The organism is Stenotrophomonas sp. 63632_Sma, assembly GCF_056482875.1.
This window is the reverse complement of the sequence record NZ_CM151220.1, coordinates 2,655,195-2,676,878: the sequence shown is the minus strand read 5'-3', so window position 1 is coordinate 2,676,878 and position 21,684 is coordinate 2,655,195. Positions and strand designations below refer to the sequence as shown.

At 67.1% G+C, this 21,684-nt stretch carries 18 protein-coding genes; 8 read left to right on the top strand and 10 right to left on the bottom strand.

Going from position 1 to position 21,684, the window contains the following annotated elements:
- Window positions 1-17 precede the first annotated feature (17 nt).
- Together ACZK45_RS12420 and ACZK45_RS12415 are read left to right on the top strand one after the other, a co-directional pair.
- The gene (locus ACZK45_RS12420; RefSeq protein WP_346485491.1) at window positions 18-854 is read left to right on the top strand and encodes an OmpA family protein; all 837 of its coding nucleotides are present in this window, start codon (window positions 18-20) and stop codon (window positions 852-854) included.
- A gap of 121 nt (window positions 855-975) precedes the next feature.
- Window positions 976-1,266, top strand: a complete 291-nt coding sequence (locus tag ACZK45_RS12415; RefSeq protein WP_019659952.1) for a DUF6959 family protein — start codon at window positions 976-978, stop codon at window positions 1,264-1,266.
- 85 nt (window positions 1,267-1,351) lie between these two features.
- Here the strand turns inward: ACZK45_RS12415 and ACZK45_RS12410 are convergent, their stop codons facing one another.
- Complete coding sequence (locus ACZK45_RS12410; protein ID WP_180844364.1) at window positions 1,352-2,179, bottom strand: class I SAM-dependent methyltransferase; 828 nt, start codon at window positions 2,177-2,179, stop codon at window positions 1,352-1,354.
- Between the two features lie 63 nt (window positions 2,180-2,242).
- Between ACZK45_RS12410 and ACZK45_RS12405 the strand changes: the two genes are divergently transcribed.
- Entirely contained in the window at window positions 2,243-2,650 is a 408-nt protein-coding gene (locus ACZK45_RS12405; protein WP_346485494.1) for a MerR family transcriptional regulator, read from the top strand.
- Between the two features lie 73 nt (window positions 2,651-2,723).
- Here ACZK45_RS12405 and ACZK45_RS12400 read toward each other — a convergent pair whose 3' ends face one another.
- The 3 genes from ACZK45_RS12400 to ACZK45_RS12390 form a co-directional block, all read right to left on the bottom strand.
- Window positions 2,724-3,440 (bottom strand): MgtC/SapB family protein, encoded by a 717-nt coding sequence (locus tag ACZK45_RS12400; protein ID WP_024957423.1) that lies wholly within the window; start codon window positions 3,438-3,440, stop codon window positions 2,724-2,726.
- 101 nt (window positions 3,441-3,541) lie between these two features.
- A complete protein-coding gene (locus ACZK45_RS12395; RefSeq protein ID WP_346485496.1) occupies window positions 3,542-5,314 on the bottom strand; it encodes a chloride channel protein in 1,773 nt (590 codons plus the stop codon).
- A gap of 62 nt (window positions 5,315-5,376) precedes the next feature.
- Complete coding sequence (locus tag ACZK45_RS12390) at window positions 5,377-7,458, bottom strand: TonB-dependent receptor family protein (protein ID WP_346485498.1); 2,082 nt, start codon at window positions 7,456-7,458, stop codon at window positions 5,377-5,379.
- 131 nt (window positions 7,459-7,589) lie between these two features.
- Between ACZK45_RS12390 and ACZK45_RS12385 the strand changes: the two genes are divergently transcribed.
- Entirely contained in the window at window positions 7,590-8,510 is a 921-nt protein-coding gene (locus ACZK45_RS12385; RefSeq protein ID WP_346485500.1) for a M14 family metallopeptidase, read from the top strand.
- Window positions 8,511-8,611: 101 nt separating this feature from the next.
- On the opposite strand, the gene ACZK45_RS12380 is transcribed toward ACZK45_RS12385, so the two are convergent.
- Window positions 8,612-9,463 carry a LysR family transcriptional regulator gene (locus ACZK45_RS12380; RefSeq protein ID WP_329810551.1) on the bottom strand — a complete coding sequence of 284 codons (852 nt, stop codon included), beginning with the start codon at window positions 9,461-9,463 and terminating at the stop codon, window positions 8,612-8,614.
- 160 nt (window positions 9,464-9,623) lie between these two features.
- Here ACZK45_RS12380 and ACZK45_RS12375 point away from each other — a divergent pair, with 160 nt between their 5' ends.
- Window positions 9,624-9,977 carry an SMR family transporter gene (locus tag ACZK45_RS12375; RefSeq protein ID WP_010485170.1) on the top strand — a complete coding sequence of 118 codons (354 nt, stop codon included), beginning with the start codon at window positions 9,624-9,626 and terminating at the stop codon, window positions 9,975-9,977.
- A complete protein-coding gene (locus ACZK45_RS12370) occupies window positions 9,977-10,300 on the top strand; it encodes a DMT family transporter (RefSeq protein ID WP_478444753.1) in 324 nt (107 codons plus the stop codon). The genes ACZK45_RS12375 and ACZK45_RS12370 overlap by 1 nt, the downstream gene beginning before the upstream one ends.
- A 125-nt stretch (window positions 10,301-10,425) precedes the next feature.
- On the opposite strand, the gene ACZK45_RS12365 is transcribed toward ACZK45_RS12370, so the two are convergent.
- The 3 genes from ACZK45_RS12365 to ACZK45_RS12355 all read right to left on the bottom strand — a co-directional run bounded on the left by ACZK45_RS12365 (window position 10,426) and on the right by ACZK45_RS12355 (window position 14,903).
- Entirely contained in the window at window positions 10,426-13,374 is a 2,949-nt protein-coding gene (locus tag ACZK45_RS12365) for a TonB-dependent receptor (protein WP_478444752.1), read from the bottom strand.
- Window positions 13,375-13,443: 69 nt separating this feature from the next.
- Window positions 13,444-14,388, bottom strand: a complete 945-nt coding sequence (locus ACZK45_RS12360; RefSeq protein ID WP_180837634.1) for a FecR family protein — start codon at window positions 14,386-14,388, stop codon at window positions 13,444-13,446.
- Entirely contained in the window at window positions 14,385-14,903 is a 519-nt protein-coding gene (locus tag ACZK45_RS12355; RefSeq protein WP_346485504.1) for a sigma-70 family RNA polymerase sigma factor, read from the bottom strand. The genes ACZK45_RS12360 and ACZK45_RS12355 overlap by 4 nt, the downstream gene beginning before the upstream one ends.
- Before the next feature lie 147 nt (window positions 14,904-15,050).
- Here ACZK45_RS12355 and ACZK45_RS12350 point away from each other — a divergent pair, with 147 nt between their 5' ends.
- Both ACZK45_RS12350 and betT read left to right on the top strand, forming a co-directional pair.
- Window positions 15,051-15,431 carry a VOC family protein gene (locus tag ACZK45_RS12350; RefSeq protein ID WP_106468284.1) on the top strand — a complete coding sequence of 127 codons (381 nt, stop codon included), beginning with the start codon at window positions 15,051-15,053 and terminating at the stop codon, window positions 15,429-15,431.
- 195 nt (window positions 15,432-15,626) lie between these two features.
- Window positions 15,627-17,606 carry a choline BCCT transporter BetT gene (gene betT / locus ACZK45_RS12345; protein ID WP_049400600.1) on the top strand — a complete coding sequence of 660 codons (1,980 nt, stop codon included), beginning with the start codon at window positions 15,627-15,629 and terminating at the stop codon, window positions 17,604-17,606.
- A 76-nt stretch (window positions 17,607-17,682) separates the two neighbouring features.
- On the opposite strand, the gene ACZK45_RS12340 is transcribed toward betT, so the two are convergent.
- Both ACZK45_RS12340 and ACZK45_RS12335 read right to left on the bottom strand, forming a co-directional pair.
- A complete protein-coding gene (locus ACZK45_RS12340; RefSeq protein ID WP_125894395.1) occupies window positions 17,683-20,307 on the bottom strand; it encodes a TonB-dependent receptor in 2,625 nt (874 codons plus the stop codon).
- 245 nt (window positions 20,308-20,552) lie between these two features.
- Entirely contained in the window at window positions 20,553-21,530 is a 978-nt protein-coding gene (locus ACZK45_RS12335) for a zinc-binding dehydrogenase (protein WP_125894397.1), read from the bottom strand.
- Between the last annotated feature and the right edge of the window lie 154 nt (window positions 21,531-21,684).

Sequence of the window (21,684 nt, the reverse complement as noted above, 5' to 3'; positions counted from 1 at the left end):
TCCAAAGGGGGAATGACATGAAACAGCATCGCATCGCCCGCACCGGCCAGGTGGCCGCAGTGCTGGGCCTGGTCCTGGGAATGGGCCTGCTGGCCGCCTGCCGCAGCCATGCGCCGGCCGCCGAAGGTCCTGCCGAAACCACCGCCGTGCAGTTCCCGGAGGCCTCGAAGGCCTCGCTGAAGGAAGGCATCTATCCCGACGTCGCCGACCTGCGCCGCTTCGCGCCGGGCATGAGCAAGCGCCAGCTGTACACGCTGCTGGGCACGCCGCATTTCAACGAGGGCATGTGGGGCGTGCGCGAGTGGAACTACCTGTTCAACTTCCGCACTGCGCAGGGCGCGGAGTACTTCACCTGCCAGTTCCAGGTGCGATTCGACAGCAAGGGCATCGCCCAGGGTGGCTACTGGAAGCCTGAATCATGTGCGGCGGTGCTGGACCCGCCGCGGCCGCCGGCCCCGCCTGCACCGGCGCCGTTGCCGGAGCAGCCGTTGCGCCTGTCCGCCGATGCGCTGTTCGGTTTCGACAGCGCGGTGCTCAGTGCCGAAGGCCAGCAGGCCGTGCAGGGCGTGCTGGCGCAGGTGCGCGAGGCCAGTCAGGTGCAGTCAATCCGGGTGACCGGGTATACCGACCGTATCGGCAGTGCCAGCTACAACCAGGCCCTGTCGCAGCGACGTGCCGAGGCCGTGCGCAGCGCGCTGGTGCAGGGCGGCGTGCCTGCAGCCAGCATCAGTGCCGAAGGACGCGGCGCGGCCGAGCCGATCGTGCAGTGCGAGCAGCGCAACCGTCGCGAGCTGATCGCCTGCCTGGCGCCGAACCGGCGCGTGCAGATCGCCGGAATGGCCCAGCCGCGCTGAGAGTCCCGCACCGGGGCCACGCCCCGGTATCTCGAGTCCCCCCTGACCGTCGGCAGGACGTGGCCACGTCTCCCCCGTTGTCCACGCCTGCCGGCGGCTCAGGTTTTCCATGGTGCACGCGATGAACGCCCAATTCCTGCCTCTTTCCATGAAGACGGAAACCACACTGAGTGTGTACGGCCAGCTCGGCAATCATGCGGTGGTGCGCATTCCCGGGCGGCGCCTGCCGGGGTTGATCCTGCAGGCCGATACCGTGGCCGGCTTCCTCGCCCAGCTGCAGGAAGCCCAGGCCTGCCTGCGCAGTGGGCGCGCACAGCGCACCGACGCCGAGCTGGACATGCTGATCGACGTGCTGCAGCAGTGGTATGCGCTGATTGAATCGCGCCTGGCGGACGCCGGCGAGGCGCTGTAGTAGAAAAAGGGGACGGAGGGGATTAAGTCGTTCTTGCCCCGGCTGTGCCGGAAACGACTTAATCCCCTCCGTCCCCTTTTTTGTATCAGGCGCGGGCGCGGACCAGCCAACAGGCGGCATCGACGCGCACACGGTCGCCTTCGATGAAGGGCGCGAACGCGGCCAGCGCCTTGTTTCGAAGTGCGTCGGCGCGGTCTTCGGGCAGGTTCCGCAGCGCCAAGCCCAACGGGCCCAGCTGGCCGACATAGGTCGGCAGTTCATCGCGGGCGATCGAGCAGGGCAGGTCTACCGCGACCAACTCCACATCCTTCCAGCCGGCGGCCTGCAACAGACGCTGCACGCGCTGGCCATCGGCAAAGGCAAATTGGCCGGGTGCTCCTGGCACCCGCGGCGGAAGCTCAAGTGCATCGCCGATCGCGCGTTCGGCCGTGGTCATGAACGGGTTCTCGTCGGCACTGCGCCAGGCGATGAAACGCAGCCCAGCGCCTGGCGTTGCAGCACGATGCAGGTTGGCGAAGGCGGCCTCGGTATCTTCGAAGAACATCACACCCAGCCGCGACTGGATCCAGTCGAAGTGCGCGGAGGGCAGCGGATGCTGCTGCGCATCGGCCACGATGAAGTCCGCGTCCAGTCCGGCCGCCTCGGCGCGCTGGCGGGCCAGTGCCAGCATCGGCGCGGAGATGTCCAGGCCGGTGCTGTGTGTCGCCGGGCGAGCGGCGGCTGATGCCAGCAGGCTCGCGCCGGTGCCACAGCCGATATCGAGCAGTTGCGTGACGGTTTGCGGAAGCTCGGCCACCAGCAGGTCGGCCATGGGCTGGAACAGGCCGTCGAGGATGGCCTGCTGGGCGACCCAGATCTGGCCGCCAGGGCCATTCCAGAGCGCATTCTGATCAACGGGGGATGTACTGGCCATGGCCTTGTCCTGCCGGGAAGTTGCCCATAGGTTGATGCTTGAAGGCGACTTGAGGTCAAGCCCATGCGTGAACTGGATATCGGCGAGGTGGTGAAGCGCAGCGACGTGCCGGCCTCGACCCTGCGTTACTACGAGCAGCTCGGGTTGTTGCAGTCGCTGGGCCGTCGCGGCCTGCGCCGGCAGTACGACGAGCAGGTGCTGGAGCGCCTGGCGTTGATCGGCCTTGGCCGGTCGGCCGGGTTGTCGCTGCAGCAGATCGGGTTGTCGCTGCCGCCTCAGCGCGGATGCATTACGCTGGATCGCGAAGCCCTGCTGGCACAGGCCGATGTGCTGCAGCAGCAGATCTCCCAGCTGCAGCGGGTGCGCCGTCATCTACAGCGCGCGGCGGCCTGCCCGGAAGCACAGGACGCGCGCCAGTGCGGTTCGTTCCGCAAGTTGTTGAGGGCCCAGCAGCGCCTGGCGGGTGGGTGAGAGAAGCGCATCCACGCATGGCGTGGATCTACTGCACCACAACCTCGGTAGATCCACGCCATGCGTGGATGAATCAATCGCGGGTACTGACTTCCCAGGTGGCATGCAGCACGCCCGGCACGTGCTCCATCCGCGCCAGCACAACGTCCAGCTCATCGGCACTCACGGCGGTACTGACCAGCACCGCGATCACATCGGTGGGCGCGTCGGCATGCTCGACCACCTGCACATCACCGACCGGATACTGCGCTGCTTCCAGCGCATCGACCAGGCGCTCGCGCACGCGCGGCACCGCTTCGGCATCCACACTCAGGCGCACCTCGTAGGTGGCCTCGGTGGCCGTCTCGTTGATCGGGATGCGGTTGATCGCATTCACCAGCGGCCGCAGCAGGGTGTTGCCGGCGATGATCAAGACCGTCAGCAGCACGCCTTCGGCCAGCATGTCCGCGCCGGTACAGCTGCCGACCGCCGCCGAGCACCACAGGGTGGCGGCGGTGTTGAGGCCGCGCACGTTCATGCCTTCCTTCATGATCACGCCGGCGCCGAGGAAGCCGACGCCGGAGACCACGTAGGAGATCACCCGCACTGCCTCGGCGCTGCCGGCGATGCGCATGCCCAGGTCGACGAAGGCAGCGGCGCCGACGGCGACCAGCACGTTGGTGCGCAGGCCGGCGGTGCGTTGGCGGTACTGGCGCTCGGCGCCGATCAGCGTGCCCAGCACGAAGGCGGCCAGCAGGCTGACCACGGTGTCGGCGAAGGGGCCGGCCTGGAAGGTTTCAATGAAGCGCATGGCCGGAGTCTACCCGGTCGAGGTGACAGTAGATCCACGCCATGCGTGGATTTCGAGGCGGCCAGAAACGACTTAATCCCCTCCGTCCCCTTTTTGCGGGGTCAGTCGGTGTCCTCGACCCGCTCGCCCATCAGTTCGCGCTGGCGCTTGTCCAGTTCCTCGGCGTAGCGCTTGCGTACGAAGGCTTCGGAGACCACGCCCAGCACCTGGCCGTCGGCAGCGACCACGGCCAGTTCGTCGGCCTGGGTGTGGTCGAAGCGCTGCATCACGGTGACCACGTCCGCGCTTGGCAGCAGTGACACGTCGCGGTTTTCCGCCAGTTCGCCGATCATGGTTTCGGGCTTCACGCCGTCGCCGTACACGCGCGGAATCTGCACGATGCCGGCGTAATGGCCTTCGCTGTCGATCAGGATCACGCGGCTGCCCGAGCCCAGTGGGAAGCGCTGGCGGAAGGTGGAGGCGTCGAGGTCGGCCGGCGCGGTGGCCACGCCCTTGCGCATCAACCGGCCGGCGTTGAGGTTCTGCACCCAGCCCACGTCGCGGGCGCTCTTGATGGTCTCGCCGCGCAGGTGCATGCGCCAGGTCGAGAACGAATAGCCGAACCACTGCCGCACGAGCGTGCTGGAGACCAGCACCGCACTCATCACCACGCTGGTCAGCAGGAAGTCGTGGGTGCCTTCCAGCACCAGCATGGCCATGGTCATCGGTGCGCCGACCACCGCAGCGGCCAGCGCTGCCATCCCGGCCAGTGCGGCCGAGGTGGCGTCGATCACCGGCACGCCGGTGGCCATCGCCAGCAGGCCGGCGAACAGGGCACCGACCAGGGTGCCCATGAACAACGAGGCGAAGAACAGGCCACCGCGGAAGCCGAAGCCCAGCGAGATGCCCGAGGCCAGGCACTTCAGGGTCAGCAGGCCACCGATCCAGATCAGTGGCAGATGCGTGGTCAGGTCCAGGTGCAGCGCGCCATGGCCGGACGACAGCACCTGTGGGCTGGCCAGTGCCAGCGGAATCAGCAGCAGGCCGCCCACCACCGGCCGGCCCCACAGTGGCAACGGGCTGCGCTTGACCGTGCCTTCGATCGAGGCGATCAACCGCATCACCGCGATGCCGACCATCGCGCAGCAGCAGCCGAGCAGACCGTAGATGGCGTAGTCGGCGGCGCGGACATCAATCGTCGAGGCGGCCGGCAGCAGGTAGGCCTCGATGCCGGCCTGGTCGGCCACGAATGCGCCAGCCAATGCAGCGACCGCCACCGGGGCCAGCGCGGCCGGGGTGTAGGCGCCGATGACGATCTCGAAGGCGTAGAACGCACCAGCCAGCGGTGCACCGAAGGCGGCGGCGATGGCACCGGCGGCACCGGCGCCGACCAGGATGCGCACATCGTTGCGGCGCAGGCGCATCACCCGGCCCAGCTGCGAGCCGCTGCCCGCGCCCATCTGCGTGTACGACGCTTCCAGTCCGACCGAGGCGCCACAGCCGTTGGACAGCAGGGTCTGGGTCAGCACGATCAGGTTGTCGCGCATCGACATGCGGCCGCCATGCAGGGCGTTGGCTTCCACCGCATCGAGCAGGGGCCGCTTGAGCCGGGTCGCAGCCAGGCTGACCAGCCCGACCAGCAGGCCACCGAGCGGCAGCACCAGCAGCGCGGTCCAGGTCAGCGAGGGCAGGGAGCTCAGGCGCATGCCGTCGTCCAGCCCGTACAGAGTGCCCTGCAGCCAGCGTGCGATGCCGGACTGCAGCAAGGTCAGGTAGCCGGCGATCAGGCCGACCAGCAGGGCAAGCGCAATGAACCACAAGTCACTGCCGCGCAGCCGCAGGCGCAGGCCCTGGAAGGCCGCATGCAGGCGCGATGGCGAAACAGGCAGTGACATGGTGGCGGCATGATACGCCGCCACCGTGATCGCCGCCGTCACTGCATCGGGCGGTTACTGCGTCAGAAGCGGTAGCGGCCCTGCGCGTAGAAGGTGCGCGGCGCAGCCACCATGCGGCCGGCGTTGCCATCGACGTTGCGGGTATACCAGCGCTTGTCGGCCAGGTTGTTCACGCCCAGCGCGATCTCGCTGTCACCCAGTCCCGGCACCTGCCAGGCCACCTGCGCGTTCCACAGGCGTACGCCCGGCACGCGGCCCACGCGCGCATCGGCGCTCTCGGCCCAGGTGTTGGCGGCGTCGGAGAACTGGCCGCTCTGGTGGGTGCTGGAGACATTGAAGGTCCAGCCGGCCAGTGCATAGCGTGCGCCGACGCTGTCGGTGTCGCGCGAGTAGAACGGCACGTCCAGGCCACGGTTGTCGCCGGACTGCTGGATCGCCTTGGTCCAGGTGTAGTTGGCGTACAGCTCCAGACCGGCCAGTGCGCTGTCTTCGGCGAAGCGGTACTCCAGCGCGCTTTCCACGCCCTTGTGGTCGGTGGCGCCGATGTTCTGGAAGGTCGGCGGGGTGATGCCTGGCACCTGCAGGATCTGGTTGTCGAAGCGCATCTTGAACACGGTCACTTCCGCGCGCAGTGCACCGTCCTGCCAGCGCGCACCGAGTTCGGTGGTCTTGGCGATTTCCGGATTCAGCGGGTTGCTGGCGGTCTGTGAGTTCAGCTGGATGTTCTGCACCGGCCCGAACGAGGTGGTGTAGTTGCCGAACACGGTCAGCTGCGGAGTCAGCAGGTAGGCGACGTTGATCGAGGGCAGGGCCTTGTCGTTGCGGCTGCTGAAGGTCGCCGCGCCACCCGCCTGGCGGCGGTCCATGTCGATCCACTCCATGCGCACGCCCGGGGTGATCCGCCACTGGCCGATCGCGATGCGGTCGTCGATGTAGAAGGCGTGTGCGTCGGTGGCGTTGTCGAAGCGGGTGGTGGCACTGGCCGCGCCGGTGCGGCGGGTGACTGTGTAGCTGCGGTCGTTGCCACGCTCTCGCAGGAAGCGGTAGCCGGCGGTGATGTCGTGCACGCTGGCGCCCCAGTGCAGGCGCTGGGTGTAGCGCGGCTCGATGCCGAGCACACGGTAGTCGCGCGGCTGCACGGTCAGCTGGGTATTGGCGGCGTTGATCAGCGAGCTGGCACGGCTGCTTTCGTTGTAATAGGCCAGTACCTCGAACTCGCTGTTGGCCGAGAGCGTATTGGTGTAGCCCAGGTCGATGCCGGTGCGGTGGCCTTTCCAGAAATCGGTGGGGCGTGTGTTCTGGAACGGGTCGGCTTCGTACTGGGCGCGGGTCAGGCCACCCGGGGTCAGCGAGCGCACATCGTAGTAGGAGAGCTTGGCGCGCAGTTCCTGCTGTTCGTCGATGGCGTACGCGAACTTCAGCGCGAGGTCGTTGAAACGGTCATCGCTGCCCTGGCGCCAGCCGCGGCCATCCTGGCCGGAGTACAGCAGGGCCGCGCCCAGGCCGTTGTCGCCGGTGCCGCCGAGGAAGGCGCTGTACTGGGTGCTGTCGCCGCCGCCGTGGTCGTAGGCGGTGTAGCGCACACCGGCTTCGCCGTGCAGGCCGGCCTCGGTGGGAATGGCGCGGGTGCTGAAGTTGATGATGCCGCCCACGTTCTGTGGGCCGTAGCGCACCGCGCCGCCGCCGCGTACCACGTCGATCGATTCGATGTTGGACAGGCTGGTCGGCGCGAACGACAGCTGCGGCTGGCCATACGGCGCCACTGCCAGCGGCACGCCATCGAGCAGCACGGTCGAGCGCGGCGAGTAGCGCCCGGTCAGGCCGCGCACGCCGATGTTCAGCGAGACCGAACTGCCGGCGGTGCTGGAGTTGTCGGTGACCTGCACGCCGGGGATGCGACGCATGGCATCGCCGATGCTGGCCGCGCCGCTGGCTTCGATGCGCTGGCGGTCCACCACGGTGCGCGCGCCAGCGAAGCTCTTCACGCTGTCATGCAGGCCGGTGCCCAGCCAGCTGCCGGAGACCTGGATGCTGTCCAGCGTGGTGGCGCCGTCCTGGGCGAAGGCGCTGGCGGCCGGAATCAGGCACAGGGCGAGGGCGGCAGCCAGTGGCAGGCGGGCCGTTTGCGGGGCGTGGGTGGGCATCGGTGCGGGTTGTGGAAGGTCGTAAATGAGAATTATTGCTGATTCCATTCGCCAATGGAATGCGTCTCCGGTTCATGCTGATGGGCCGGTGGTAAAGTGGGTGATTGCTTCCTGACTCGCTGAGATCCGCCATGTCCCAAGCCGCTTTCTACCCCGTCGGAACCCCTGGCCAGCCGTGGGGAGCGGCGGAACGGGAGGCGTGGCGTGGCCGCCAGCAGCGCCTGCGTCGCTATGACGAGGAAGTGCTGCCGCGCATCGAGGCGCTGGCCTCGCGCTTCGACAAGGTGGCCTATGGCCAGCTCGACTACGCTGGCGAGACCTACACCTTGTTCGCCCTGCGCAGCCGCGACTGGAACCCGGCACTGCCGGCTGCACTGGTCACCGGTGGTGTGCACGGCTACGAGACCAGCGGCGTGATGGGCGCGCTGGAATTCCTCGAAAAGCACGCCGCCGACTACGCCGGCAAGGCCAACCTGCTGGTGGCACCGTGCGTGAATCCGTGGGGCTTCGAGCGCATCAACCGCTGGAATTTCGATGCGATCGACCCGAACCGCAACTTCCGCGCCGATGGCCCGGCCCGCGAGTCGACCTCGCTGATCGAACTGATCGCACCGATCAAGGGCCAGTTCGTGCTGCACATCGACCTGCACGAAACCACCGACAGCGACGAGAGCGAGTTCCGCCCGGCGCTGGCGGCGCGTGATGGCAAGCCGTTCGAGCCAGGCCTGATTCCGGATGGCTTCTATCTGGTGGACGACAGCGAGGCCCCGCAGGCGGCCTTCCAGCAGGCGGTGATCGCCGCGGTGGAAAAGGTCACCCACATTGCGCCGGCCGACGACAAGGGCGAGATCATCGGTTCGCCGGTGGTGGCGCATGGCGTGATCGAGTACCCGCTGGTGAAGCTGGGCCTGTGCGCCGGCATTACCGGGGCGAAGTACACCACCACCACCGAGGTCTACCCGGACAGCCCGCGTGCGACCCCGCAGCAGTGCAACGACGCACAGGTGGCGGCGGTGTGCTCGGCGCTGGATTACGCGCTAGCCCATCGTTGACCGGTAGTGCCGGCCGCTGGCCGGCAACTGAAAAAGGGGACGGAGGGGATTAAGTCGTTTGTGCCACAAACGACTTAATCCCCTCCGTCCCCTTTTTCGGTTCACCCCAATGCGTCGGCCCACCAGAGTGCGGCCGGTCCCGGCGGCGTATCACGGCGCCACAGCAGGTCGCTGTGGATGCGCCGCGGCCAGCCGGGCAGCAGCAGTTCCACCATCCGCCCGCGGTCGTAGCGCTGTACCAGTGCGCGCGGCAGTTCGGCCCAGCCGAGGCCGTCCTCGGCCATTTCCATCACCATCAGGTAGTCGGTGGCGGTCCAGGCCAGGCCGGTGACCACGCGGGATTGATCGACTTCCGCGCTCAAGCGCACCTGTCTATGCCGCGCCAGCTGTGCGGCGGCGCGACGGCCAGCGCTGGCCAGCGGATGCTCGCGCGCCACATACACCGACAGCTCGCTGTGGTGCGCCAGCGGACGTGCCACCAGTCCGTCCGGATAGTGCTCCTGCCGTGGCAGCAGACCCAGCGCGGCGCGTCCGTTGCTTACCAGTTCCAGCACGTCCTCGCCCTCGGCATCCAGCCATTCCAGCTCGATCTCCGGGAACGCCTCGGCGAAGCGTTGCAGCACCCGTTGTTCCGGGTCCAGTTGGTAGACGTCGGAGAACGCCACGGTCAGGCGCGGTTCGACCGGTGCGGCCAGGCGTACGCTCAACTGCTGCAGGCGGGCATCGGCAGCCAGGATTTCCTGCGCGTGCCCAAGTACCTGGCGCCCGGCCTCGGTCAGCTGCGGGTAGCGCCCGCTGCGGTCGAACAGGCTCACGCCCAGGTCGGCTTCCAGGTGGGCGATGGCGGTGCTGACCGTCGATTGGGTCTTGCGCAGGCGCCGCGCCGCCGCCGAGAACGAGCCCAGCGCCGCGGCTTCCACGAAGGCCTGCAGGGATTCAGGGGAGTAGGGCATTGATCCATCGCTCCTGTCGATGGAATCCATTTTGATACCACCGTAAAAGGCGATGATACTGGCTTCCATCGCCCCCGTCTGCGGGGCGTTCCGGACCCTCCACGCACGGCGTGGATCTATTGAAAAGGCGGCGCGGTCCCCGCCCTGCAAGGAGTTTCACATGTCCCGTACTGTTCCCGCCCGTGGCGCGCTGGTCGCCTGGGCCTGCCTGACCGTGGCGATCGTCGCCGAAGTGGTCGGCACCTCGTTCATGGCCCATGCCGCTCGCGATGGCGGCTGGACCGGCTATCTGATCATGGCCGGCGCGCTGGCGCTGTCCTATTTCTTCCTCGCGCAGTCGGTGCGCCGCATCGCCGTGGGCGTGGCCTACGCAGTGTGGGAAGGCCTCGGCCTGACCCTGCTCACTGTGGTCGGCCTCACCGTCTTTGGTGAAAGCCTGTCGCTGCAGCAGCTGGCCGGCCTGGTGCTGGCAGTGGTCGGCATCGTCTGCGTCACCCTCGGGGAGGCGCACTGATGAATACCTTGGCGTTTTTTTTCGTGATCTGTTCGGCCTTGATCGACGTCGCCGCCAACATGATGGTGGCCAAGTCGGAAGGTTTCCGCCGCTGGCGCTGGGGCATCGCTGCAATCGTCATGGTCTGGATCGCCTTCGCCCTGCTCGGCCAAGCGGTGCGCTACATGGACCTGGCTACCGCCTATGCGATGTGGGGTGCGATCGGCGTGATCGGTACCGCCACCTGCGGCCGCCTGTTGTTCGGCAACCGCCTGCGTCCGATCGGCTGGGTCGGCATTGCGCTGGTCACTATTGCAGTGCTGCTGCTGAGTACCGCGAAGTGACGCATCGTTGCGCCAACCAAGGTTGGCGCCTACCAGAACCACGGTTGGCCCCTTCCAGAGCGTGAGCGGCCGCAAGCAAGCGCCCCGGGGATGATCTCCCCGGGGCGTTGCTGTTTCTGAAGCACTCAGAAGCGTGCGGTGAAGTTCAGCCGCGTGGTGCGCCCCGGGCCCGGCATCAGGCTCATCGCCAGCGTGTCCATGTAGTAGGTGTTGCGCAGGTTGCTGACCACCAGCTCCACTTCGCTGCGCGGCGTGAACTGCCAGCGCGCATAGAAGTCATAGATCGCGGTCGGCAGGTAGATGTTCTGCAGGCCGGTCGAGCCGGTGGTGTTCCAGGGCTTGTCCAGTTCGTGGGTGGGGCCGCTGTTGTAGGTGCGGCGGATGCCGGTATCCAGTCGCTTGTCGAACAGGCGGAAGCCCAGCGTGCTGTGAATCGAGTACTTCGGTGGGTTCTGCGCGTTGACGAACGAGGTGCCGAAGCCGCCGTCCACGCAGTCCGGAGTGGTGTCCAGCTTGCTCCACTTCGCATAGGGGTCTTCGCGCAGGCGCTTGGCGGTGGCCGCATCGCAGGTACGCGCGCGCTGGTAGTAGCTGGCCGACAGGTCCAGGTAGGCGATGCCGGCGTCATAACCGGATTGCAGCTCATAGCCAGACACCGTGTAGTTGTCGACGTTGTCGACGTAGAACGCCCAGTTGCTGGAATCGAAGCGACGGGTGATGGCGTTGTCGATATCGTTCTTGAACCAGGCCACCTTGAACGCCAGGCGGTCACCGTCGCGCCACAGGTCCTGCTTGAGCAGGCTGAGGCCGATGTCCCACGAGCGGTTCTTCTCCGGCTTGAGGTCGGCCACCGGTGCCGAGGTGCTGTTGCCCAGCGTCGACTCGAACAGGCTGGGCATCTTCCAGCCCTGCGCGTACTTCACGTAGAAGAACATGTCCTGATCGAGGTTGAAGCGCGCCTCTGCATACGGCGCGAAGCCGTGGCCGGAACGGCGGATCGCCGGCTTGTAGCCCCAGGCAGTGGGAATCTGCTTGGTATAGAAGCCGTTGGCGCCGCGCGGATCGGGAATGAAGCCGTCGAAATCGTAGGCCTGGCCCAGCGTGCTGTCGCCATAGGGCGTAGCGCGCAGCGAGTCATAGGTGTAATTGCCCTGGGCATCCGGGTACCACTCCTTGTACCAGCCGGGCAGCAGCTGGCCGCCCTTGCTCAGGCGCGCGAAGGTGTAGCGCAGGTCGCGCGATTCACTGACGAAGGCCACGCGGTTGCGGTCGCGGGTGCGGTAGTCGGTGAAGCGGCCGCCCGCGGTCAGCGACAGCCAGTCCCACGGCTGCCATTGCAGCGAGGCGACGACGCTGGCCTCGCGGCGCGTGCCCGAGCGCAGGTAGCGGTTGTTGTTGAAATCCACCGGCAGCACCGGTGAGTTGGGCGCGGTGTCCTCGTGCTGGAAGGAGGCGCCATAGCGCAGCGTCCAGTCGCCCAGAGCATTGCTGAAGCGCGTGGTGTTGCTGCTGTCCACGCCCCAGCGCTGGGTCTTCACGTCCGACTGCAGTCCCGGGCCGTAGGTTTCGCCCAGCGTGTCCGGCATCTGGTCGTTGGGCACGTCCTTGAACAGCGGCGTGTTGGCGATGTTGCTGTTGAACATGCGGCTGGTGGCGGTGGTAAACCACAGCGTGCTGCTCAGGTCCAGCCACGGATGTGCCTCGGGCCGGTAGCGGTGGCGCAGCGAGGTGGCGTTGACCCGCATTTTTCCCGGCTCGAACTGGAACATGGTGTTGGCCTTGTCCACGTAGGTCACCCATTCATTGGACTCACCCACGCGTCCGATCGCCGACGGCATGATCTCGCCGAAGCTGGAGTTGAAGTAGCGGTGGCTCAGCTCCAACCGCTGGTCCGGGTTGGGCGTCCAGGTGAATTTCAGCAATGCCGATTCGTTGTCGGTATGCGTGTTGAGCACCTCATCGCCCGGATGGAAGAGCTTGGATACGGCCTGGCTGGACATGCCGGTACCGCCGCTGGACAGGTGCTGGTTGTCGTAGCGATGCGCACCGTTGCTGCCGGCGAAGAAGTTGCCCTGGCGGCGCCGCGCATAGGCCGCGACCAGCTGCCAGTCTTCGCCACGCTGGGCGAAGGCCACGCTGCCATTCCAGTCGCGCGGGTCGCGCAGGCTGTTGCGGTTTTCGCTGCCGCGCGCGATCTGCTTGAAGGTGCGGGTGCGGTCGATGCTGTTGTCGGCCACGCCGCCGCGCATGCGCAGGCCCCAGGTCTGGCCATCATCGAGGATGTCATCGACGTTCAACGTTTCCATGTAGACCACGCCGCCGATCGCGCTGGCGGCGTTGGCGGCCAGGCTTGGTCCCTTTTCAATGCTGACCGCACTGATCAGATCGGGATCGAGATAGCTGCGCTGCTGCACGCCGGCATAGCCGCGGTACACGTCGATGGCCTGCTGGCCGCCGTCGATGATCACCGGCACCCGGTTCTGGCCCTGCAGGCCGCGGATGTTGACGTCCAGCGCACCGCCGTTGCGAACGTCAGCGGTGTGCACGCCCACCGCACCGGCCAGCACGTCGCCGATCGACTGGCCGCGGAAGCGTTCCAGTTGCTGATGGTCCAGGTGCACGCGGGAGCCGCTGTCACGGTAGACCGCATCGGCATCGGCGAGGCCCCACGGTGAAGCGCCTTCGCCGGCCTGGCCAGCCACGCGCAGGGTGCCGATCTGGCGTACCCCGGCTTCAGCGGTGGGTGCCGCCTGCAGCACCACACCGCTGGCATCACGCTGGAAGGCCAGGCCGGTGCCGGCCAGCAGCTTCGCCAATGCGGCGTCAGTACCGAGCGTGGCCTGCACGCCGCTGCTGTGGCGGCCGCGGGTCAGGCGCGCATCGGCAGCGATCGACAGGCCCGACTGCTGGCCGAACGCGGTCAGGGCCTGGTCGAGCGGGCCGGGCGCAATCTGCCAGCGGACCGCAGCGGCGGTCTCCTGTGCATGGACCGAGGCAGGCAGCAGGCAGGGGGTCGCCAGGGCCATGCACAAGGCGATGGCCAGGGGGCGAGGGGAGGGGCAGGGCAGTTTCATGGGGGCGGCAACATCCGCAATGGGTTCCCTTGTAGTGCCCGGTGAGCGCGCAGAAAGGGAACCGCGATTTCAAAGCGGACGCACGACGGTCCACCACGGCCAGCGCTGCTCGACACGGATCGGCAGGGCGCGGGCCAGCAGATGCAGCGCCTGGGTGCTGTCCAGGCGTGGCAGTACTGCCGTGACCTTCAATGCGGCGAGCGCCGGATCACAACCCAGATAGCCCTGATGGTGGCGGGCCAGCTCATCGATGACGCGGACCAAAGGCGTGTCCTGTACCTGCAGGCGTCCGTCCTGCCAGTCACCGCGCAGAGGATCGGCAGCGACCGTTGTGAGCCCGCCCATCGGGCCGATCCGCACCGCGCCTCCGGCAGCCACATCCAGCGCCACACCGAACATCGGCAGGCAGCGCACCACGCCCTCGAGCACATCCAGGCGGCTGCCCTGCGCCTCACGACCGACCGCGAAGCGGGTGCCGATCGGCTGCAGGCGTGCTCCCGGCACATGCACGGTCAACGGCTGGCCGGCGAACGCAGGGTGATGGCCGGTCTGCAGCAGCAGCTCGCCACGCAGCAGATGCAGGGCGCGGCGGCCGCCGCCGATGTCGATGGTGACTTCGCTGTCGGCGTTGAGCCACAACTGGCTGCCATCAATCAGTCTCCAGTGCCCGGTGTGCCCGGCAACGGTGCGCTGCGTCTGCAGGCCGCGTTGCGCCTGCAGGCCATGCCGGCCCAGCAGTGAAACCGCGCCGATGCCAAGTGCACCACCGAGGCTGCACAGAGCCTGCCGGCGACGACGGCCTGCGGCATCCAGCGCGGTGGCGGCGGCCGGCGCCGACAGTGGAGCAAAGGACTGCCAGACCGTCTCGACCCGGCGCCACGCATCGGCATGGCCAGCATCGGCATGCAGCCATGCGTGCCATCGCTGCTGGTCGCTGTCACTCCAGCCCTGCTCGCGCAGCGCGAACCACTCTGCCGCCTGCTCCAGCGCCGGGCTGGCCAGTGCGGCATTCATGCCGTGGCATCGCCGGACAGGCGCAGGCAATGCAGCATCGCCTGCGCCATGTATTTCTTGACCATGCGCTCGGATACGCCCAGCTGTTGGCCGATTTCCGCATAGCCCAGGCCGGACAGCCGGGCCAGCAGGAACGCACGCCGCGGGCGTTCGGCCAGGCCGGCCAGCATGTCGGCGATGGCGTGCAGCAGTTGCAGTGCCTGCGTGCGTTCTTCCGCCGATGGATGCACCGGCTCCGGTTGGGCGGCCAAGGCCGTCAGGTAGGCGCGCTCCAGATCCGCGCGCTGCCAGTGATTGACCAGCAGCGCGTGCGCGATGGTGCTGAGATAGGCACGCGGCAGGCGCAGTTCGGACGGATCGACACGACGGCTGAGCAGGCGCACGAAGGTGTCCTGGGTCAGGTCGGCGGCGCAGTCGGCGTTGCGGGTGCGGCGGCGCAGCCAGCTCAGCAGCCAGCCATGGTGTTCGCGGTAGAACCCCGCCAGCGCGGTGCTGGAGGCGGCGGGCACGGCCATCGGCATCGATCATTAATGAGAATGATTCCCATTATAGTGTGATCGGGAGGTGTACGACAAACCCTGTGCAGGGGGGGCAACGGCCAGGGCGTTTGCGATGACCGCCGGGCTCGCCGACACTGCGGTCTTTCCGCAGGGAGTGCCCGCATGTTCAGCCACATCACCGTTGGAACCAACGACATGGACGTCGCGCATCGCTTCTACGATGCCCTGTTCACCGCATTGGGCGCCCGTCCCGGTGTCTTCGATGACAAGGGGCGGCTGGTGTACTTCAAGGACGGCCGCATGTTCATCGTCACCGCACCGATCGATGGGCAGCCGGCGTGCCATGCCAACGGCGGCACGATTGGTTTCACCCTCGACAGCGCCGAGGCGGTGCGTGGCTGGCAGGATGCGGGCGTGGCCCATGGTGGCACCGCCATCGAAGACCCGGCCGGCATCCGCACCATGGCCGGGCGCCAGCTGTTCCTGGCCTACCTGCGCGACCCGGATGGCAACAAGCTGTGCGCGGTGCACGTAATGTCGTGATTGGCCAGTACGCGCGTGGCCGCGATGCACGCGGTCCGCGCGCGGCTGCGCTCGCAGGCACGCTTCGGCGCGCGCGTGATAACACGGAATGGTGGGCCGGGCCTGTGACCGCAGGCCGCAACTTCATGCTCTGTCCACTGCGGTTCAGCCAGAATCGATCGGCTAACCCTTTGATCTACCGGAGAACGCCGCCCCATGGAAGTACTGGAGCCGCAACAATCCCCGGTGCGCACTCTTCGACCTGTGTTCGCCTTCGCGGCGATCGTTGTCGTGGCGTTCGCGCTGTTTGTCAGCCTGTTCCCGCTCGGTGCGGGCCGCCTTCTGGTCAAGGCGCAGGACTGGGCCGCACTCAATGTCGGCTGGTACTACCTGCTGGCGATGACCCTCTACCTGGTGTTCGTGGTCGGCGTGGCGCTGTCCAAGTACGGTGGAATCAAGCTCGGTGCCGACCATGACGAGCCGGAGTTCAGCTATCTCTCCTGGGCCGGCATGCTGTTCGCCGCCGGCATCAGCATCACCCTGTTCTTCTTCTGCGTCTCCGAACCGCTGACCCATTACCTGCAGCCGCCACAGGGCGATCCGGCGGCCGGTGAGGCCGGCGCGCGCCAGGCCATGCAGCTGCTGTTCCTGCACTGGGGCCTGCACGGTTGGGGCGTGTTTGCACTCGCTGCGATGGCGATGGCCTACTTCGCCTACCGCCACAATCTGCCGCTGGCCCTGCGTTCGGCGCTGTACCCGCTGATCGGCAAGCGCATCAATGGCCCGATCGGCTACACCGTGGACGCGCTGGGCATTGTCGCCACCGTGTTCGGCATCGGCGCCGACATGGGCTTCGGCGTGCTGCACCTCAACGCCGGCCTGTCGCACCTGTTCAACATCCCGCACTCCAACCTGGTGCAGATCATCCTGGTGGTCAGCATGATGGGCGCGGCGGTGGCCGTGGCCGTTTCAGGCGTGGAGAAGGGCGTGCGCTGGATGGCCAACATCAACATGCTGCTGGCGATCGCGCTGGTGCTGTTCATGCTGTGCGCCGGGCCCACCCAGTATCTGCTCAGCACGCTGATGCAGAACCTGGGCGACTACCTCGGCAGCGTGGTCGGCAAGAGTTTCGATGTGTACGCCTATGGCGGCCGACCGGAATGGCTGGGCGGCTGGACGGTGTTCTACTGGGCCTGGTGGATCGGCTGGGCGCCGTTCGTCGGCCTGTTCATCGCCCGCATCTCGCGTGGCCGCACCATCCGCGAATTCGTGTTCGGCGTGCTGCTGATCCCGCTCGGCTTCACCCTGGCGTGGCTGTCGATCTTCGGCAACAGTGCACTGGACCAGGTGCTGCACCATGGCCAGCAGCAACTGGCGCAACTGGCGGTGGATGATCCACCCACCGTGCTGTATGCCCTGCTGGATGGGTATCCGTGGAGCAAGGCGGTGATCGCCGTGACGGTGTTCGTCAGTTTCATTTTCTTCGTGACATCGGCCGACTCCGGCGCGGTGGTGCTGTCCACGTTGTCCTCGCATGGCGGGGCGCCGGAGGATGATGGTCCGCGTTGGCTGCGCGTGTTCTGGGGCACGGTGATCGCGGTGCTGACCGCCGGGTTGCTGCTGGCCGGCAGCATCGATGCGCTGAAATCGGCGGTGGTGCTGGCGTCGCTGCCGTTCTCGGCGGTGTTGTTGCTGATGATGTGGGGCCTGACCCGCGCCTTCAGTGACGAATCGCACCGCAAGCGCGCGCTGCAGTACCGTCCCTCGCCGCTGATCGGTGACGACCGCCACCACCAGGGCTGGCGCCAGCGCCTGAGCCAGGCCATGCACTTCCCGGTGCGCGACCAGGTCTACCGCTTCATGGACGACACCGTGAAGCCAGCGATGGAGGCGGTGGCCGAGCAGCTGCGCGGGCAGGGCTGGGATGTGGCCACGCGGTTCGAGGCCGGCGACATGGAGTTGACGGTGAACCACGGCGAGCAGCAGGACTTCCTGTACCGGGTGATCCTGAGTGGCTACCTGACCCCGTCGTTCGCCGCGCAGCAGCTGCGCAACCAGCGCTACTACCGCGCTGAAGTGCACCTGTTCGAAGGCAGCCAGGACTACGACCTGGTCGGCTACAGCCGCAAGCAGATCATCAACGACATCATCAGCCAGTACGAACGGCACCTGCAGTTCCTGCACCTGAGCCGCTGATGCACGTTGATGGTAGTGCCGGCCGCTGGCCGGCAACGCGAACGGGGCGGCGCATCACCGCCGCCCCGATATCGCATCAGAACCGGTAGCGCGCCCCCAGCGAGACGAACTGCCCGCGCAGGTTGTACTGGCTGATGTCGAAACCGTTGGAGCCACCGGCCGGGTCGAACGGCGGGTCCTTGTCGGTCAGGTTCAGCACCGACAGCGACAGCGTGGTGTTGGGAATACCTTCGTAGGCCACGTAAAGATCCAGCTGGTGATACGGCTTGATGCGGTCACGCAGCCCCGGGTTGCTGGTGACCGTCGCCACACGCTGGTCGTAGCCACTCACGTACTGCAGGCTCAGCGTGCTGCTCCAGTCGCCCACCGCCCAGTTCAGCGAGGTGGTGCCGCGGGTGCGCGGCAGTGCGCCGTGGCGGTTGTTGCCGGCCCCGTCATAGGGCGCCTGGCCGGCCACCAGCGGCTGCTTGAAGCTGAGCAGGTGGGTCCAGCTGCCGGCGACGGTGAAGTTGCCCCAACCGTCGGTGCGGAAGGTACGGCTGGCGTCCAGGTCCAGCCCCGAGGTGGTCAGTTCGCCCTGGTTGGCGTACTGGTTGGTGATGAATTGGATGCGTCCGTTCTCGCGTTGTACGCGGCCCGGGAACAGGGTCGGGTTGTCGACGATGAACTGCGCACTGTCAGGCTTGACCAGGTTGTCCTGTTCGATGCGGTACCAGTCCAGGCCGATGCTGGTATCGCCATCCGGCGACCACACCGCACCCACGTTGAAGTTACGCGAGCGCTCGGCCTTCAGGTCAGGGTTGCCGGTGCGGATGTTGGTCACGCCGCGGCTGCCGCCCGGTTGCAGTGGGTCGAACGGATCGATCACCGAGCCGTAGCTGACGGTCTGGCCCGGCGCGATTTCGGGCAGCGACGGTGCACGGAAGCCGCGCGAGAACGAGCCGCGCAGCAGCAGGCTGTCCAGCGGCTGCCAGCGCAATGCCACCTTCGGCGAGAACGCCTTGCCGAAGTCGTCGTAGCGGTCGCCGCGACCGGCCAGCTGCAGTTCCAGCGTGCGGTGCAGCGGCACGCTCAGTTCTGCGTAGGCGGCACTGACCTGGCGCTCGCCGTTGACCACGTTGATGGCCGGGCGCAGCTCGGTACCCGACAGCACCTGTGCGCTGGTGCGCGCATCCAATGATTCCTTGCGGAACTCGGCGCCCCAGGCGAAGCCGACTGCACCGGCCGGCAGCTCCCACAGCGTGGTCGACGCCTTTACGTTCAACGCGTGCAGCTTGTACCAGCCCGGACGCTTGGTCTGCAGGCGCAGTGCATCCAGCGCCCCCGGCGTGCTGGACGGGTTGAGGAAGTTGTAGCTGCCATCGCGCAGGATCTGCTCGAAGGCGTAGCGGTTGACGAAGTTGTCGACGTACTCGCGCTGTGCACTCTGCGAGGTCAGCGCTGCCACTTCCCAGTCCCAGCGCTCGCCACTGCCGCGCACGCCGGCCAGGGCACGGTAGAACACCTGGGTGTTGTCCTTCAGGCGCGGGCCGAGATCGAAGAAGGTGTACTCGAACGGCAGCGGCGTGCTGCCCGGGTTGTTCGGGTGGCCGACCGGCAGCACCGCCGGCACATCGATCAGGGTGCCGGTGGCCGGGTTGTAGGCACGCAGGCCCGGCCCGACGGTCAGTGGCGCGCTGAAGATCTGGTCGGCCTTGTTGTGGCTGTACAGCACATCGGCGAAGGCCTCGACGCTGTCATTGAAGCGGTAGGTCGCACTCAGCGACGCCTGCAGGCGCTCGGCGCCGGGCTGCAGGGTCTTGAACGGCTGCGCATTGAAGGCGCAGGCCTGGCCGGGCAGGGTGCTGCCGAAGTCGCTGTACGGGCGCAGCTGGCTGCCGTCGGGGCAGTTGGCGAACGGTTGCGGCGCACGCGGGTTGCTCAGCCAGTTGCCACCGGCAGTGGACCACCCGGCCAGGCGACCACCGGGCTTGTCGCGGAAATCGCCGCTGCGGGTATAGGCACGGTCATCGCCATCGAGGCGGTCGCGCTTGAGCAGATCCAGCCCGAACAGCACGTTCCAGCCCTGCTGTTCCAGATCACCGAAGCCGGCCAGCAGGTTGGCCTTGCGTTCGTTCAGGCCGCCCTGGGTGGCGGTACCGAAGCCGCCGCCGACTTCCACGCCCTGGAAGTTCTTGCGCAGGATGATGTTGATGACGCCGGCGATGGCGTCGGAGCCGTACACCGCCGAGGCGCCATCCTTCAGCACTTCGATGCGCTCGACCGCACTGATCGGCAGCGCGTTGAGGTCAACGAAGGTGTCCTGGGTGTTGAGCGCGAAGCCGAAGTTGGACACCCGATAGCCGTTGACCAGCACCAGCGTGTTCTTCGGTGACAGGCCACGCAGGCCGATCGATGCAGAACCGGCGGCGAAGCTACCGGTGTACTGCTCGTCGAAGCTGTTGCCGGCATTGGCCGACAGGTTGCGCAGCACGTCGGTGAGGGTGGAACGACCGGTCTGTTCGATCTGTTCGCGGCTGACGATCTGCACCGGGTTGGGCCCGGCGGTATCGCTGCGCTTGATGTTGGAGCCGGTCACCAGCACAGTGCCGAGGGTGGTGCTGTCCTTGCCGGAATCGGCGGTTTCAGCGGCGCCGGCAGCGCCGGCGGTGAGGCCCAGCGCGATCGCGCCGGCAAGCAGGTTCAGGGTGGTGCGGTACATGGAAGCGACAACGCCAAACGGGGGAGGAGCCGTCAGTACCGCACGCAGCCACGTGCGCCTTCCAATGACGAAAGCGCATTCAGTTATACATCACAGGTTCTTAACGAAGTGGCTGCTTCTTGCTCTCGGTGGGTGCGGACCGTTGGTCCGCACGCTCCTGTAGAGCCGAGCCTACGCTCGGCTCCGCACACTGACAGGAAAGCAGCCGAGCATGGCTCGGCTCTACAGAAGGCAGTGCCAGCCCATCACGGCCGCAGCAGCACCTTGCCGTTGCGGCCCGAACCCGCACCGGCCTTTGCTGCCTGGGCGATGTCGTCCAGCGCGAAGACCTGCTCCACCGGCAGGGTCAGTTCGCCGCTCGCCGCGCGCTTCAGCAGTTCGCCAACCAGCCGGCGCTTGTCCTCCACCGCCATCGCCTGGCTGACCTTGCTGCCCCAGAAGCCCTTCACCGTGGCTTCCTTGTAGATCAGGCCGCCGGCGGGAATGCGCATCGGCTCGCCGCTCATCACACCGAACGACACCAGGGTGCCGTGGTGGCCAAGCAGGTCGACCAGATCGCCGCTGGCGTCGCCGCCAATGGAATCCACCGCGGCCGCGGCCTGCGCTTCGCCGGTCGCCTCACGCACGCGATCCTTCCAGCCGTCCACCGAGGTGTCGAACACATGATCGATGCCCAGCGCTTTCAACTGTGCGACCGCATCGGCATTGCGCACCAGGTTGGCCACATGCACGCCACGCGCCCGCGCCAGCATCGCCAGCGATTTGCCCACCGCGCCGTTGGCAGTGTTCTGCACGATCCACTGGCCCGTCTCGACGTGCAGGAACTCCAGCAGCATCAGCGCGCTCAGCGGCATCGCGATCAGCTGTGCGGCCATTTCGTCGGGGATCGCCTCCGGCATCGGAATCACCATGCGTGCCGGGGCGATGAAGGCCTCGGCCCAGGTGCCGTGCACCGAGGCGGCGGCAACCCGCTGGCCGATCTGCAGGCCGTCGACGCCGTCGCCGAGTGCATCGACCACGCCCAGTGCTTCACTGCCCCCGATCGCCGGCAGCGTTGGCTTGTAGCCATACAGGCCGCGCACGGTCAGCAGGTCGTGGTTGTGGATCGAGGCCAGCACGGTGCGGATGCGCACTTCGCCGGGGCCGGGCTCGGGCAGGGCGGCATCGGCAATGGCGAGGACGTCGGCCGGGTCGCCGAAGGAGGGGTACTGGGCAGCGCGCATGGGCGGTGTTCCGGGGAAAGTTGATGTTGTACCGAACTGGGGACGCAGGGGATGTCGACAAGGCGCCGCCGGTGCAACACGGCATCCTGCGACTGATCGTCGCGACATGTGCTGATTACCGCATCTTGTGTTGACGGCTCCGAGTATCCCCACT